This window comes from Nocardioides marinus (assembly GCF_013408145.1).
Taxonomy (GTDB): domain Bacteria; phylum Actinomycetota; class Actinomycetes; order Propionibacteriales; family Nocardioidaceae; genus Nocardioides; species Nocardioides marinus.
Genome location: NZ_JACBZI010000001.1, coordinates 2,379,387 through 2,394,507 on the forward strand (window position 1 = coordinate 2,379,387; position 15,121 = coordinate 2,394,507).

Genomic DNA, 15,121 nt, shown 5'->3' on the forward strand with positions numbered 1-15,121 from the left:
TCGTTGAGCATGCGCCGACCGCGCCCGGCCGGACACGCCGAAAGGCACCCGGCAGCCACGACTCAGCGGTGCTGTGGGAACCCCAGGTCGATGCCGGGCCGCGAGGCGGGGTCCGGCCAGCGGGTGGTGACGACCTTGCCGCGGGTGAAGAAGTGGACGCCCTCCATGCCGTGCGCGTGGGTGTCACCGAAGAGCGACGCCTTCCACCCGCCGAAGGAGTAGTAGGCCATCGGCACCGGGATGGGGACGTTGACGCCGACCATGCCGACCTCCACCTCGCGCTGGAACCGCCGGGCCGCGCCACCGTCGCCGGTGAAGATCGCCGTGCCGTTGCCGTAGGGGTTCGCGTTGACCAGCGCCAGCGCCTCGTCGTACGACGCGGCCCGCACCACCGACAGGACCGGCCCGAAGATCTCCTCGTCGTAGACCGGCACCCCCGGCGCCACGTGGTCGAAGAGCGTCGGCCCCAGCCAGAAACCGTTCTCGTCCCCGTCCGGGACCACCTCCCGGCCGTCCACCACCAGCGACGCGCCCGCCTCCACCCCGGCCGCGACGTAGGAGGCCACCTTGTCCCGGTGCGCGCCGGTCACCAGCGGGCCCATGTCGCAGCCGCGACGCCCGTCGCCGGTGCGCAGCCCCGCCATCCGAGCGGCGATCCGCTCGACCAGCTCGTCCCCCACCGGGTCGACCGCGACCACGACCGAGATCGCCATGCACCGCTCCCCCGCCGAGCCGAAGCCCGCCGAGACCGCCGCGTCCGCCACCTCGTCGAGGTCCGCGTCCGGCAGCACCACCATGTGGTTCTTCGCCCCACCCAGGGCCTGCACCCGCTTGCCGTGCCGCGTGCCCGTCTCGTAGACGTAGCGCGCCACCGGCGTCGAGCCGACGAACGACACCGACGCCACCTCCGGGTGCTCCAGCAGCGCGTCCACCGCCTCCTTGTCGCCGTGAAGGACAGTGAAGACGCCCGCCGGCAGACCCGCCTCCGCCCAGCACTGCGCCAGCAGCAGCGACGCCGACGGGTCCTTCTCGCTCGGCTTGAGCACCACCGCGTTGCCGCACGCGATCGCCACCGGCACGAACCACAGCGGCACCATCGCCGGGAAGTTGAACGGCGAGACCACCGCCACCACGCCCAGCGCCTGGCGCAGCGAGTGCACGTCCACCCCGTTCGAGACCCCGTCGGAGAACGAGCCCTTCAGCAGGTGCGGGGCGCCGCACGCGAACTCCGCGACCTCCAGCCCCCGCTGCACCTCCCCCAACGCGTCGTCGAGGACCTTGCCGTGCTCGGCGGTGATGGCGGCCGCGATGTCGTGGCGCCGGCGCACCAGCGCCTCGCGGAACGCGAACAGCACCGACGTACGCCGGCTCAGCGACGCCTCCGCCCACGCCCGGCCGGCCACCCGGGCCTCGCGCACCACGGCGTCGACCTCCTCGGCGGAGGCGAACGACACCTGCGCGGCGACCCGGCCGGTCGCCGGGTCGTGCACGTCGCCGGTGCGGGAGGCCGCGCCCGGCCAGCGGGCTCCGTCGCGCCAGTGCGGGATCAGGGTGCTCACGATGGTGTTCCTCTCCGAAGGGGACAAGGGCGGGTCAGGAGTCGAAGCCCAGGCCGGCGGCATCCAGGCCGCGCAACCACAGGTTGCGCCGTCCGCCGCGCGCGTCGGCGCGGGCCAGCGACCAGCGGGTCAGGTCGATACCGACCCGGCGCAGCGGCTCGGGCGGGAAGGGCAGCGGCCTCTCGCGGACCATCCGCACCCGGGTGCGCTCGGTGTCGGCACCGTCCAGCAGGTCCAGCACCACCTGGGCGCCGAACCGGGAGGCCGCGACACCGAGACCGGTGTAGCCCAGGGCGTACCCGACCCGGTCGCCGACGGCGGTGCCGAAGAACGCGGTGAACCGGGTGCAGGTGTCGATGACCCCGCCCCAGCGGTGGGTGAACCGGATGCCCTCCAGCTGCGGGAAGGTCTCCAGGAAGTGCTCGGCCAGCAGCCGGTGGGTCGCGTCGCGCTGCTCCAGCGAGGCATCGATGCGCGAGCCGTGGTGGTAGACCGCGTCGTACCCGCCCCACAGGATCCGGTCGTCGCGGGTCAGCCGGTAGTAGTGGAAGAGGTTGGCCGCGTCGCCGACCCCCTGGCGGCCCTCCCAGCCGATCGCGCGTCGCTGCTCGGCGGTGAGCGGCTCGGTCATCAGCACGTGGTCGTAGACCGGCACCGTCATCAGCCGCAGCCGGCGCAGCAGCGGCGGGAACGCGTTGGTCGCCAGCACCACCTGCCGCGCCCGCACCGTGCCCGCGCCCTCCGGACCGAGCGTCCCGACCTCCACCGCGGCACCGGCGCGCTCCAGCCCCGTGGCCCGGGTCCGCTCGTGCACCCGCACCCCGGCGTCCAGGCACGCCTCGCGCAGCCCCCACGCCAACCGTGCCGGCTCCACCAGGGTCGTGCCGGTGGGGTCGTGCAGTGCACCGAGGTAGGTCGGGGAGTCCAGCAGCGCGCGCGTCTCCTCCCCCTCCAGCAGCCGTACGCCGTCGGCCCCGTGCGCGCGCATGGCCTCCTGCAGCCCGGCCAGCTCGGCCAAGTGGTGGGGCCTGGTCGCCACCGTGAGCTCACCGGTGGGCTGCCAGTCGCAGTCGATCCCGAGTGCCGCGACGGTCTCGCCGATCTCGGCCAGGTTGCGCTCCCCCAGCCGGTCGAGCTCGGCGAGCTCCTCGGGCCAGCGCTCCAGACCGTTGCCGAAGCCGTGCGTGAGGCTGGCGGAGGCGAAGCCGCCGTTGCGCCCCGACGCCTGGCCCCCGCACTCGCCGGCCTCGACGAGCAGCACCGACCGGTCGGGGTGACGGCGCCGGGCCTCGAGCGCCGCCCACAACCCCGTGTAACCGCCGCCGACCACCAGCAGGTCGACCTCCACCCGTCCGCGCAGCGACGGCAGCGGCGCCGGTCGCGCGGGGTCGTCGAGCCAGTAGGTGCGCGGGGCGGCGTCGGCCAGCGCCGCCGCGGCGGCGGTGCGGCTCACCGGCCCTGGCGCCGGCGGCTGGCGAGCTCGCCGAACCCGACCGCGAGCAGCGCCAGCAGGAACATGATCGTCCCGATGACGTTGATCTGCGGCGGGATGCCGCGCTGGGCGGCGCCCCACACGAACATCGGGAAGGTGACGGTCTGGCCGGCGTTGAGGTTGGTGATGATGAAGTCGTCGAAGGACAGCGAGAACGACAGCAGCGCCGCGCCCAGGATGCCCGGGAACACCAGCGGGAAGCTGACCCGCCAGAACGTCTGCCACTCGTTGGCGTAGAGGTCCATCGCCGCCTGCTCCAGCCGCGGGTCCAGGCCGGTCAGCCGCGCCTTGACGGTGACCACGACGAAGGACAGGCAGAACATCACGTGGGCCACGAAGATCGTCCAGAAGCCCAGCACCCCGGAGAAGCCGGCGTTGACGAAGAGCGCCAGCAGCGAGGAGCCCATCACGACCTCGGGGGTGGCCATCGGCAGGAAGATCACGACGTTGGCGGTGCCCCGGCCGCGGAAGCGGTGCCGCACCATCGCGAAGGCCATCAGGGTGCCGAGCAGCGTGGCCACCAGCGTCGCCAGCAACCCGATCTGCAGGCTGGTCACCAGCGAGTCGCACAGCTGGTAGGGCCCGCAGATGTCGGTCCAGTTGGCCAGCGTGAACCCGTCGAAGCTGTAGGAGTTGCGGCTGGCCGGGTCGTTGAACGACATCAGCACCACCACGAAGACCGGCACGCACATGTAGAGCAGCACCAGCAGACCGAGCCCGAGCAGCAGGTGGTCGGCGAGCCAGCGCCCGACCCGTGCCGCCGGCCCCGGTCGCGCCGGGGCGCGCCTCGTCGCCGCGGTCCGGCTCGTCACGGCGCTCACACCAGCTCCTCGGTGCCGGCCCGGCGTACGTAGACGAAGACCAGCACCACGATCGCGGCCATCAGCGTCACCGACAGCGACGAGGCGGTCGGGTAGTCGCCGGCGGCGAAGAGGTCCTGGATCTCGTTGCCGACCATGCGGGTCGTCGGGTTCCCCAGCAGCTCGGCGTTGATGTAGTCGCCCGCGGCGGGGATGAAGGTCAGCAGCGTGCCGGCGACCAGGCCGGGCATCGACAGCGGCAGCGTGACCGTGCGGAACGCGGTGAACGGCGAGGAGTACAGGTCGGCCGCCGCCTCCACGAGCCGGCCGTCGATGTTCTCGAGCGAGGCGTAGAGCGGCAGCACCATGAACGGCAGGAAGTTGTAGGTGATGCCGGTGACGACCGCGAACGGGGTCGCCAGCAGGTGCCCCTCGGGCCCGAGGACGTGCAGGGTCCGCAGCACCGAGACCACCGCCTCGTTGTCGCCGAGGATGTACTGCCACGACAGCGTGCGCACCAAGAAGCTGGTGAAGAACGGGGCGATGACCGCGACCAGCATGAGGTTCTTGAACCTCCCGGCCTTGAAGGCGATCGCGTAGGCCAGCGGATATCCGAGCAGCATGCACGCCACGGTCGCGCTGAGCGCGTAGAGCAGGCTGCGCACCAGCTGCGGTGAGTAGTCGCTGATCGACTCGAGGTAGTTCTGCCAGTGCCAGGTCATCTGGTAGCCCAGCTGCAGCGACCCGGCCGGGTCGTAGAGGCTGGTGGCGACCAGGGTGAGCGTGGGGACCACGAAGAACAGCGCGAGCCAGGCCCCGCCGGGCAGCAGCAGGAGGTAGCCCGCGAGACCGCGTCGCCGGCCCTGCGCGGCGGGCACGGCGGCGGGTACGTCGGTCGCCGGCTCGCCCCCGGGCAGGTGTCCGGCGGCGCTCACTCCCCCTCCCGCTGCACTCCGGCGCGGGCGTCCTGGGCGGCGTCGAGCAGGAAGGTGTGCTCAGGGCGCCAGTGCAGGTCGACGGGGGCGCCGTGGACCAGCCGGGCCGCGGAGCCGTCGTTCTGGGCGAAGACCGTCAGCTCCTGCCCCCACGGCATCCGCACGAGGTACTGGGTGCTGACGCCGACGAACGAGACGTCGGTGACGGTGCCGCCGGGCAGCGTGCCGCAGCCGTCGGGACCGGGGGTGCCGGAGGCGGTGGCCACGACCTTCTCCGGGCGCACGCCCACCCACACGTCGCCGTCGGCGGCCCCGGGGGCGGCCCGGTCGCCGCTGGCGGCGACCCGGTGGCCGTGCACGTCGAGCACCAGCCGGTCGCCGTCGCGTCCGGAGACCCGCCCGGAGACCAGGTTGGACTGGCCCAGGAAGTTGGCCACGAAGGTGGTCGCCGGGCTCTCGTAGAGCTCCTCGGGGGAGCCGAGCTGCTCGATGCGACCGGCGTTCATCACCGCGACGGTGTCGGCCATCGTCATGGCCTCCTCCTGGTCGTGGGTGACGTGGACGAAGGTGAGCCCGACCTCGGTCTGGATCCGCTTGAGCTCGATCTGCATCTGCCGGCGCAGCTTGAGGTCCAGCGCGCCGAGCGGCTCGTCGAGCAGCAGCACCTGCGGCTGGTTGATCAGTGCACGGGCCAGCGCGACGCGCTGCTGCTGTCCGCCGGAGAGCTGGGCCGGCCGGCGCCCGGCCAGGTCGCCGAGCTCGACCAGCTCCAGCATGCGGCGTACGTCCTCGGCGACCTGCTTGCGGCCGCGGCGCCGCAACCCGAAGGCGACGTTGTCGGCGATCGTGAGGTGCGGGAAGAGCGCGTAGCTCTGGAAGACGGTGTTGACCGGGCGCTTGTAGGGCTTGAGGCGGGTGATGTCCTGCTGCCCGAGCCGGATGCTGCCCTCGGTGGGCTCCTCCAGGCCCGCGACCATCCGCAGCGTCGTGGTCTTCCCGCAGCCCGAGGGGCCCAGCAGCGCGAAGAACGAGCCCTGCGGCACGGTGAGGTCGAGGTCGTCGACCGCGGTGAACGTGGCGAAGCGCTTGGTCACCCCGGTCAGGACGAGGTCCTCACCGGTGCCGGGGGTCCCCGCGGCGGCCGCGGCGGCCGCGCCGGGCTGCGCGGGGTCCGACGAGGTGGCCACGCTCACGCGCCGATCACCCGGGCGAAGTCCTTGTCGTACTGCTGACGGGTCTTCTCGTCCAGCTCCATGAAGCCGTAGGCCCCGGAGAGGAACTCCTCGCTGGGGAAGATCAGCTCGTTGTCGACCAGCGAGGGGTCGATCGACTCCATGGCCTCCTGGGCCCCGTCGACGGGGCAGATGTAGTTGACCCACGCGGCGAGGGTCGCGGCGACCTCGGGCTGGTAGTAGTGGTCCATCAGCGCCTGGGCGTTGGCCCGGTGGTCGGCGCGGTTGGGCACCATCATGTTGTCCGACCACAGGGAGAGGCCCTCCTCGGGCACGACCCACTTGATGTCGGGGTTGTCGTACTGCATGGCGATGACGTCGCCCGACCACGCCTCGCAGGCCACGACGTTGCCGGCGTTGAGGTCGCGGATGTAGTCGTTGCCGGTGAAGCGGCGGACCTGCCCGGACTTCACGTAGCCCTCGAGCCGCTCCAGGGCAGAGCCCCACTGGTCCTGGCTGAACTCCTCGGGGTCCGCCCCCTCGAGCAGCAGCATGAACAGCATCGTGTCGCCCATCTCGCTGAGCAGGCTGACCTTGCCCTTCAGGTCGCTGCGCGTCATCAGCTCCTCGAAGGAGCCGACCTCCCCGGTGTACTTGGCGTTGTAGGCGATGCCGGTGAGCCCGGACTGCCACGGGACGCTGTAGGAGCGGTCGGGGTCCCAGGTGGGCGAGCGCAGGTCGCTCTTGAGGTTGGCCGCGACGTTGGGCATCGCGTCCTTGTCCAGCTCCTGCATCCAGCCCAGGCTGATCATCCGGGCGGCCATCCAGTCGGTCATGGTCACGATGTCGCGCCCGATCGGCTCGCAGCTGCCGAGCTGGTCCTTGACCTTGCCGAAGAACTCGTTGTTGTCGTTGATGTCGGTGTTGTAGGTGACGCTGATGCCCGACTCGGCCTCGAAGGCGTCGAGCGTGGGCATCTTCTTGCCCTTGACGTCGATGTACTCCGGCCAGTTGGAGAAGACCAGCATCTTCTCGGTGTCCGAGAGGTCGGTGGAGGTGCAGCTCTCCGTGGTCTGCACCTGGGACTCGGTGCCGCAGGAGGCCAGCAGCGAGGGGGCGCCCAGGGCCAGCGCGCCGAGGCCGGCGCCGCGCAGCAGCGAGCGGCGGCCCACCCGGTGGGGCGGAAGGGGGCGGAAGGGTTCCAGGGGCATCGGTCGACCTCCATCGCTGACGGGTGTCGCGGACGGGCGTCACCCATGGGCTGAATGTGGATCGTCGCAGCCTACGACCGATCGAACAAGGGAAACCGTGGTCTGGAAACAGAAGTGCAACGAAATCCCTTGTCCGGATGTCGCCGCACCACGCGCGAAGGGCGCCCAGGACGGTACGGTGCGCGGCATGACCAGGAAGCAGGAGCGCACCGGCCTGAACCTCGACGAGGTGTCCAAGGCGATCATCGAGCAGCTCCAGCAGGACGGCCGACGCTCCTACGCCGCCATCGGCAAGGTGGTCGGTCTCTCCGAGGCCGCCGTGCGCCAGCGGGTCCAGCGGCTCGTGGACAGCGGCGTCATGCAGGTCGTGGCCGTCACCGACCCCCTCGAGCTGGGCTTCGCCCGCCAGGCCATGGTCGGCGTGCGCTGCACCGGCCAGCTCGAGCCGGTCGCCGACGCGCTGGCCGAGCTCGAGGAGATCGACTACGTCGTCATCACCGCCGGCTCCTACGACCTGCTCGCCGAGGTCGTCTGCGAGAGCGACGAAGCGCTGCTGGACCTGATCTCCCACCGGATCCGCAACATCCCGGGCGTCGTGGCCACCGAGACCTTCATGTACCTCAAGCTGCGCAAGCAGACCTACTCCTGGGGCGTGCGCTGAGCGAGGTCGCCCGGCTCTCGCTGTGGCACGCGAGCGCCGAGGAGGACTGGGCGCCGCGGCCGCCGCTGCCCGGTGACCGCGACGCCGACGTCGCGGTCGTCGGCGCCGGCCTCACCGGCCTGTGGACCGCCCACTACCTCGCCGAGGCCGACCCCACCCTGCGGGTCACCGTCGTGGAGTCGCAGGTCGCCGGGTACGGCGCGTCGGGCCGCAACGGCGGGTGGTGCTCCGCCCTCTTCCCCGCCTCCGCCGACTCTCTGGCCCGCGACCACGGGCGGGACGCCGCCCTGGCCCAGCACCGGGCGATGCGGGCCACGGTCGACGAGGTGCTGCGCGCCGCAACAGCCGAGGGGATCGACGCCCGGGCCGCCAAGGGCGGCACGGTGGTGCTGGCCCGCGGCGCCGCCCAGCTCGCCCGGGCCCGGGCCGAGGTCGAGCACGCCCGCACCTGGGGTCGCCCCGAGACCGAGCTGGCGCTCCTCGACGCCGGCGCCGCCCGGGCACGCCTGGACGCCGCCGGGACGGTGGGGGCGACGTACACGCCCGACTGCGCCGCGCTGCACCCCGTGCGCCTGGTCCGCGGCCTGGCCCGCGCCGTGGAGCGACGCGGCGTGACGATCCACGAGGGCACCACGGCGCTGGCGGTGGAGCCCGGCCGGGTCCGCACCGACCGCGGCACCCTGCGCGCCGACGTCGTCGTCCGCGCCACCGAGGCCTGGACGCCCCGGCTGCCCGGGCTGCGCCGGGCCCTGGCCCCGGTCTACTCCCTGGTCATCGCCACCGAGCCGCTGCCCGAGGCGACCTGGGAGCGGATCGGGCTGCGCGAGCGCGAGACGTTCAGCGACCACCGCCACCTCATCGTCTACGGCCAGCGCACCGCCGACGGCCGGATGGTCTTCGGCGGCCGCGGCGCGCCGTACCACCTCGGGTCGCGCGTCCACCCCGCCCACGACCGCGACCCCCGGGTCTTCGCACGGCTGCTGGGCACGCTGCACGAGATGTTCCCGGTGCTGCGCGGGGTGCGTGTCGAGCACGCCTGGGGCGGACCCCTCGGCATCCCGCGCGACTGGTGCGCCTCGGTCGGGCTCGACCGGCGCACCGGGCTCGCGCACGCCGGCGGGTACGTCGGTGACGGGCTGTCGACCACCAACCTCGCGGGCCGCACGCTGCGCGACCTCGTGCTCGGCCGGGACACCGACCTGACTCGTCTCGCCTGGGTCGGGCATGCCTCGCCGCACTGGGAGCCCGAGCCGCTGCGCTGGCTGGGCATCAACGCAGGGCTGCGCGCCACGGTGCTCGCCGACGCCGAGGAGCGGCTCACCGGTCGGCCCTCGCTCGTCGCCCGTGCCGTCGCCCCGCTGCTGGGCTGACCCCGCGGCGCACGGTCGGGTGTGAGGATGGCGCCATGAGGAAGCTCGCGCTCGTCCGTCGCCCCGGCCCCCGCGTCGCCGAGGGTCTGGTGACCCACCTCGAGCGGTCACCCGTCGACCCCGACCTGGCGCTGCGCCAGTGGCAGGGCTACGTCGACGCCCTGCACGCCGAGGGCTGGCGCACCATCGAGGTGCCGCCGGCCGACGACTGCCCCGACGCTGTCTTCGTCGAGGACACCGTCGTGGTCTACGGCGACGTCGCGGTGATCAGCCGCCCCGGCGCCGACGAGCGCAAGCCCGAGACCGCCGGCACCGAGCAGGAGCTGCGCGGGCTCGGCTACCGCATCGAGCACATCGAGGCGCCCGAGACCCTCGACGGCGGCGACGTGCTCAAGCACGACGGCACCGTCTGGGTCGGCCTCGGAGGGCGTACGACGCCGGGCGCCGTCGACCAGCTCCGCACGCACCTCGCGCCGCTCGGGGCGGTCGTCGTCGGCGTACCCCTCGCGAAGGTGCTGCACCTGAAGTCCGCGGTGACCGCGCTCCCCGACGGCACCGTCATCGGGTGGGACCCGGTCGTCGACGACGCGAGCGTGTGGGAGCGCTACGAGTCGGTCCCCGAGGAGCCGGGCTGCCACGTGGTGGTGCTCGACGAGTCGACGGTGCTGATGTCGAGCGCCGCCCCACGGACCCGGGCCCGGTTCGAGGAGCGCGGCCTGCGGGTGGTGGCCGTCGACATCGGGGAGCTGGAGAAGCTCGAGGGGTGCGTGACCTGCCTGTCGGTGCGGCTGCGCGGGGCCCCCGGCCCGACCTGGGACCCACGCTAATTCGGTGGCGCCCAGGGTCCACCCGGCGCCACCATGTCCTCGGCGCCCACCCGGGCGCCGACCTGAGCGGCACCGCGCCGCCCGAGCGTGAAGGAGCGTGACATGTCCATGACTGTCCTGGGCCTGCCTGCAGACCACCCCCTCCTCACGCACCGGAGCACCCGCAGTGACCACACCTCACGGGACGTCGTCCCGTCACCCTGAGCAGCACCCCCAGCAGTACGCCGGCATCGACCCGGCCTTCGTCTTCGACTTCCGCGACAGCGACGAGATCGACGACACCAGCCAGCGCTGGAGCACCTGGCTCGACGTCGAGCCCCTGGCCCGCGGACCCGAGCCCCGACCCGACTGGGTCGTGACCTCGCAGGCCGCCATCGACACCGAGCTCGGTGTCCTCAAGACCGGCAAGGAGGCCGACGCGTTCCTGCTCGAGCGCGCCGTGCCGGGCTCCGACGCGGTGGGCGAGTCGGTCGTGCTGGTGTCCAAGCGCTACCGCGGCGAGGAGCAGCGCTCCTTCCACCGCTCGGCGGCCTACACCGAGGGCCGGGCGGTCCGGAACACCCGCGACAACCGTGCGATGGCCAAGAAGTCCGCCTACGGACGCAGCGTCGCCGCCGGGCAGTGGGCCTGGGCGGAGTTCCAGGCGCTCAGCCGGCTCTGGTCGCTCGGCCTGCCGGTCCCCTACCCCGTGCAGGTCGACGGGACCGAGGTGCTGATGGAGTGGATCAGCATCGAGGGCCCCGACGGCGAGGAGACCGCCCCGCGACTGGCGCAGACCCGTCCCGACGCCGACCTGCTCGGGTCGTGGTTCGAGCAGCTGCGCGAGGCGATGGCCACGATGGTGCAGGCCGGGCTGGTGCACGGCGACCTGTCGCCGTACAACACCTTGGCGGCCGGCGAGCGCCTGGTGATCATCGACCTGCCGCAGATGGTGGACCTGGTCGGCAACGTCAACGGGATGGACTTCCTGCTGCGCGACTGCCGCAACATGTGCACCTGGTTCCGGGCACGCGGCCTCGAGGTCGACGAGCTCGACCTGTACGCCGAGCTGCTGGCGCACGCGTTCTGACCGGGTCCGCGACCCGCACGTAGGGTCTCGGTCGTGAGACGCACCCGTGGCCACACCGTCGACGTCACCACCCTCGCCGAGCTCGAGCGCCGGCTCGGCGAGGGGGTGCGCCACCTGTCGGGGTGGCGGGTGCGCCACGTGGACCTGCGGGGTCGTCGCGACCTGCTGGCCGGCCACGACCTCGAGGGCGCGACGTTCCTGGGGTGCGACTTCGACGAGGAGGTCGTGCGCGGCGCCGAGGCCGACGGCGCCGTGGTCCTGCCCCGGCTCAGCGACCCCGACGTCCCGGTCGACGTACGCCGGCAGAGGCTCTACACCGCGGCCGAGCTCTACGACGCGCCCCGGTGGACCGACTCGCTCGACGGTCGCGCCTACGCGTGGTCCCAGGACCTGCCCCCGGGCTCCTCGGCCGACGAGGCCGCGCTCGCCCGCACGCTGCACGACCACGCGATCGACCTCGCCCTGGACACCTGGCGGGCCGAGCACCGGGTCGTCGGCGTGATGGGCGGGCACGCGGCGCGGCGGGGCGACGCCACCTACACCGACGCCGCCCGGCTCGGCCACCTGCTCGGGGACGGGCTCACCGTGGCCACCGGCGGTGGCCCCGGGGCGATGGAGGCGGCCAACCTCGGCGCCCGGCTCGCGGCGCACCCGGCTGCGGCGGTGGACGAGGCCGTCGCCGAGCTGGCCCGCGTGCCGTCGTACCGCCCGTCGGTCGATGCGTGGGCCGGCTCGGCGTTCGCGATCTGCGACCGCTTCGGCGATCCGCGCGAGAACCTCGCGATCCCGACCTGGCACTACGGCCACGAGCCGCCGGGCGTCTTCGCCACGGCCATCGCGAAGTACTTCCGCAACGCCACCCGCGAAGCGATCCTGCTGGAGGTCTGCGATGCCGGCATCGTCTTCCTGCCGGGCGCCGCGGGAACGGTGCAGGAGGTCTTCCAGGACGCCTGCGAGAACTACTACGCCGACGCCGGCGACGTGGCCCCGATGGTGCTGGTCGGGGTCGAGCACTGGACCCGCACCCTGCCTGCGTGGCCGCTGCTGCAGGCGCTGGCCGCCGAGCGCGCGATGGCCGACTCGGTGCACCTCGTCGACACCGTCGAGGAGGCCGCGGCGCTGCTGGTCTGAGGCCGGCTCAGCCCGCGAGCAGCCCCGCGCGTGCCGGGACGCCGCTGACCTCGCGGTAGTGATCGACCAGGGCGTCGTTGACCGCACGCCACGACCGGTCGGCCACGCTGAGCCGCGCCGCGCGCGAGACGCGGCGCCGCAGGAGCGCGTCGTCCACGAGGCGGTCCACGAAGCCGCCCAGCTCGCCGACGTCGCCGGGGCTGTAGAGGAAGCCGGCCACCTCGTCGGCGACCACGTCGACGGGGCCGCCGCTGCGCGGCGCCACCACCGGGACGCCGGAGGCCAGCGCCTCCTGGGCGGACTGGCAGAAGGTCTCGTGCCGCCCGGTGTGCACGAACACGTCGAGCGAGGCGTAGACCGCCCCCAGCTCCGCGCCGTGGAGCACCCCCGCGAAGTGGGCGTCGGGCAGGAGCCGACGCAGCCGGCCCTCCTCCGGCCCACCGCCGACCAGGACCAGGCGGAAGCGCGGGTCGGCGTGCAGGTGCACGAGGAGGTCCAGCTCCTTCTCGGCGGCCAGCCGGCCGACGTACCCGACCAGCAGCCGCCCGTCGGGAGCGATCCGGTCGCGCACGGCGTCGTCGCGGCGCCCGGGGTGGAACGCCTCGAGGTCCACGCCCCGCGGCCACAGGTGGGTGTCGGCCACGCCGAGGTCGGCGAGCTGGCGCATGCTGGCGCTGGAGGGCGCCAGGGTGCGCGCCACCCGGCCGTGGATCCGGGTGGTCAGCCGGGCCATCGCGCGGGGACCGCCGGCGATGCCGTACCGCAGCGCGAAGCCGACCAGGTCGGTCTGGTAGACCGCGACCGCCGGGATGCCGAGCTCCTGCGCGACCAGGGCCGCCTGGTGCCCGAGCGTGGCCGGGGAGGCCAGGTGCACGACGTCGGGCCGGAAGCGCTGCATCACGAACCGCAGTCGTCGCCGTGTCTCCAGGCCGATGCGGAAGTCGCGGTAGAACGGCAGGCTGGCGCCGCGCGCCACGGTCACCGGGAAGCCGGCGTACGACGCCGGGCCGGTGGGTGCGACCAGCTCGGCCACGTGGCCCTCGGCGGCCAGGTGCTCCAGCACCCGGCGCACGGAGTTGGTCACCCCGTTGACCTGCGGGAGGAAGGACTCGGAGACCACCAGCACCCGCAGCCGGTCGCTGCCGGTGGGGCGGGGTGCGTGCAGGATCGTCATGACCCTCACGGTGGGGCCGCGAGCGGACCTCCGGGGAAGCGTGGGGTGGGGTGTCCGGGACGCTCAGGTGAACGTCCGTGGAACCCGCTCGCCGGCCTACTCGGTGGCCGCGAGCTGCCCGCAGGCGCCGTCGATGTCGGAGCCGCGGGTGTCGCGGACCGTCGTCGGGATCCCCTTGGCCTCCAGCCGGCGGACGAACTCACGCTCGTCGGCGGGGTCGGAGGCGGTCCACTTGCTGCCCGGCGTGGGGTTGAGCGGGATCAGGTTGACGTGCACCCAGCCCCAGTCACCGCGGGCGTTGAGGACGTCGGCGAGCAGGTCGGCGCGCCAGGCCTGGTCGTTGATGCCGCGCATCATGGCGTACTCGATGGAGACGCGGCGCTTGGTGGTGCGGGCGTACTCCCAGGCGGCGTCGACGGTCTCGGCCACGGAGAAGCGGGTGTTGATCGGGACCAGCTCGTTGCGCAGCTCGTCGTCGGGGGCGTGCAGGCTCAGCGCCAGCGTGACCGGGATGCCCTCGGTGGCCAGCTGCTTGATGCGCGGCACCAGGCCGACGGTGGAGACGGTGACGCCGCGCGCGGACATGCCGAGCCCGTCGGGGGTGGGGTCGGTGAGCCGGCGAACGGCGCCGATGACCGCCTTGTAGTTGGCCAGCGGCTCCCCCATGCCCATGAAGACCACGTTGGAGACCCGGCCCGGGCCGCCCGGCACCTCGCCACGGGCCAGCGACCGGGCGCCGGCGACGACCTGCTCGACGATCTCGGCGGTGCTCATGTTGCGCTGCAGGCCGCCCTGACCGGTGGCGCAGAACGGGCAGGCCATGCCGCAGCCGGCCTGGCTGGACACGCACATGGTCGCGCGGTCGGGGTAGCGCATGAGCACCGACTCGACCAGGGCGCCGTCGAAGAGCTTCCACAGCACCTTGCGCGTGGTGCCCTTGTCGGCCTCCATGGTGCGCAGCGGGGTCATCAGCTCGGGCAGCAGGGCCCCCACCAGGTCGGCGCGCTGCCCCGACGGCAGGTCGGTCATCTGCTCGGGGTCGTCGACCAGCCGCGCGAAGTAGTGCGTGGAGAGCTGCTTGGCGCGGAAGCCGGGCAGGCCCTGCTCCTCCAGCAGCGCCTTGCGCTCGGCCGGGGTGAGGTCGGCCAGGTGCCGCGGCGGCTTCTTTCGACCGCGCGGCTCCTCCATCACCAGGGGCAGCGTCTTGATGGGCTCAGCAGGCGTCTGGGACATAACGGCCCCATCCTCCCACCCGCGGGGGTGTACGGCCGAACCATCGGCCGGCACCGTGACCCGTGCCTCAGCCCCGGCTGACCAGCAGCCACAGCACCAGGGCGGCCACTCCCCCGACCACGAGGGCGGTGGAGAAGATGCCGAGGAGCATGTAGCGGGCGAAGCGGCGCGTCAGCGGGTGGACCAGCAGCGCGATCGGCACCGCCAGGGTGACCAGCACGAACGGGAAGAGTTCCTCGGCGGCCTCGTAGTCCATCAGGGCGGCCAGCACGGCGGCGTACGCGCCGGGGACGACCACGACGAAGACCAGCCCGGCGAAGAAGCCGGTCAGGGCCGCGAAGACGGGGTGCCCGCGGTGCCACCAGCTCGGCTGCGGCTCCTCGGCGGGCGTCGCCGGGAGGGTCGCGGTGTCCCGCGGGTCGAGAGCGGCGCTGGGGTCGCTGGGGTGGCCCGTCATGGGCCCAGCATGCCCCGAACCCCGGCCGGG

Annotated in this window: 14 protein-coding genes; 5 read left to right on the forward strand and 9 right to left on the reverse strand. The window is 73.2% G+C overall.

Translation table 11 applies throughout. The features are described from left to right. Positions 1 to 62 precede the first annotated feature (62 nt). The 6 genes from BKA05_RS11270 to BKA05_RS11295 are packed head-to-tail and all read right to left on the reverse strand — an operon-like array spanning position 63 to position 7,169. Positions 63 to 1,559 (reverse strand): CoA-acylating methylmalonate-semialdehyde dehydrogenase, encoded by a 1,497-nt coding sequence (locus BKA05_RS11270; protein ID WP_343045628.1) that lies wholly within the window; start codon positions 1,557 to 1,559, stop codon positions 63 to 65. 34 nt (positions 1,560 to 1,593) lie between these two features. Next, a complete protein-coding gene (locus tag BKA05_RS11275) occupies positions 1,594 to 3,012 on the reverse strand; it encodes an FAD-dependent oxidoreductase (protein ID WP_179531516.1) in 1,419 nt (472 codons plus the stop codon). Continuing rightward, a complete protein-coding gene (locus BKA05_RS11280; protein ID WP_343045629.1) occupies positions 3,009 to 3,872 on the reverse strand; it encodes an ABC transporter permease in 864 nt (287 codons plus the stop codon). The genes BKA05_RS11275 and BKA05_RS11280 overlap by 4 nt, the downstream gene beginning before the upstream one ends. Then, positions 3,869 to 4,786 carry an ABC transporter permease subunit gene (locus BKA05_RS11285; protein ID WP_179531517.1) on the reverse strand — a complete coding sequence of 306 codons (918 nt, stop codon included), beginning with the start codon at positions 4,784 to 4,786 and terminating at the stop codon, positions 3,869 to 3,871. The genes BKA05_RS11280 and BKA05_RS11285 overlap by 4 nt, the downstream gene beginning before the upstream one ends. Next, the gene (locus tag BKA05_RS11290) at positions 4,783 to 5,979 is read right to left on the reverse strand and encodes an ABC transporter ATP-binding protein (RefSeq protein ID WP_343045630.1); all 1,197 of its coding nucleotides are present in this window, start codon (positions 5,977 to 5,979) and stop codon (positions 4,783 to 4,785) included. The genes BKA05_RS11285 and BKA05_RS11290 overlap by 4 nt, the downstream gene beginning before the upstream one ends. Next, complete coding sequence (locus tag BKA05_RS11295; RefSeq protein WP_179531518.1) at positions 5,976 to 7,169, reverse strand: polyamine ABC transporter substrate-binding protein; 1,194 nt, start codon at positions 7,167 to 7,169, stop codon at positions 5,976 to 5,978. Before BKA05_RS11295 ends, BKA05_RS11290 begins: the two co-directional genes overlap by 4 nt. A 187-nt stretch (positions 7,170 to 7,356) precedes the next feature. Here BKA05_RS11295 and BKA05_RS11300 point away from each other — a divergent pair, with 187 nt between their 5' ends. The 5 genes from BKA05_RS11300 (at position 7,357) to BKA05_RS11320 (ending at position 12,227) form a co-directional block, all read left to right on the forward strand. Next, positions 7,357 to 7,830, forward strand: coding sequence for an Lrp/AsnC family transcriptional regulator (locus BKA05_RS11300; protein ID WP_179531519.1), 474 nt, complete (start codon positions 7,357 to 7,359; stop codon positions 7,828 to 7,830). 65 nt (positions 7,831 to 7,895) lie between these two features. Continuing rightward, complete coding sequence (locus BKA05_RS11305) at positions 7,896 to 9,200, forward strand: NAD(P)/FAD-dependent oxidoreductase (protein WP_246290224.1); 1,305 nt, start codon at positions 7,896 to 7,898, stop codon at positions 9,198 to 9,200. Between the two features lie 35 nt (positions 9,201 to 9,235). Next, positions 9,236 to 10,027: a dimethylargininase gene (gene ddaH, locus BKA05_RS11310; protein WP_179531520.1), complete on the forward strand. Its 792-nt coding sequence runs from the start codon at positions 9,236 to 9,238 to the stop codon at positions 10,025 to 10,027. A gap of 166 nt (positions 10,028 to 10,193) precedes the next feature. After that, positions 10,194 to 11,096: an RIO1 family regulatory kinase/ATPase domain-containing protein gene (locus BKA05_RS19725; protein ID WP_179531521.1), complete on the forward strand. Its 903-nt coding sequence runs from the start codon at positions 10,194 to 10,196 to the stop codon at positions 11,094 to 11,096. A gap of 33 nt (positions 11,097 to 11,129) precedes the next feature. Beyond that, positions 11,130 to 12,227 carry an LOG family protein gene (locus tag BKA05_RS11320; RefSeq protein ID WP_179531522.1) on the forward strand — a complete coding sequence of 366 codons (1,098 nt, stop codon included), beginning with the start codon at positions 11,130 to 11,132 and terminating at the stop codon, positions 12,225 to 12,227. A gap of 7 nt (positions 12,228 to 12,234) precedes the next feature. On the opposite strand, the gene BKA05_RS11325 is transcribed toward BKA05_RS11320, so the two are convergent. The 3 genes from BKA05_RS11325 to BKA05_RS11335 all read right to left on the reverse strand — a co-directional run bounded on the left by BKA05_RS11325 (position 12,235) and on the right by BKA05_RS11335 (position 15,091). Beyond that, complete coding sequence (locus BKA05_RS11325; protein WP_179531523.1) at positions 12,235 to 13,401, reverse strand: glycosyltransferase family 4 protein; 1,167 nt, start codon at positions 13,399 to 13,401, stop codon at positions 12,235 to 12,237. A 96-nt stretch (positions 13,402 to 13,497) separates the two neighbouring features. Beyond that, entirely contained in the window at positions 13,498 to 14,688 is a 1,191-nt protein-coding gene (gene rlmN, locus BKA05_RS11330; RefSeq protein WP_462938310.1) for a dual-specificity RNA methyltransferase RlmN, read from the reverse strand. A 13-nt stretch (positions 14,689 to 14,701) separates the two neighbouring features. Beyond that, positions 14,702 to 15,091, reverse strand: coding sequence for a hypothetical protein (locus tag BKA05_RS11335; protein ID WP_179531525.1), 390 nt, complete (start codon positions 15,089 to 15,091; stop codon positions 14,702 to 14,704). Positions 15,092 to 15,121 lie beyond the last annotated feature (30 nt).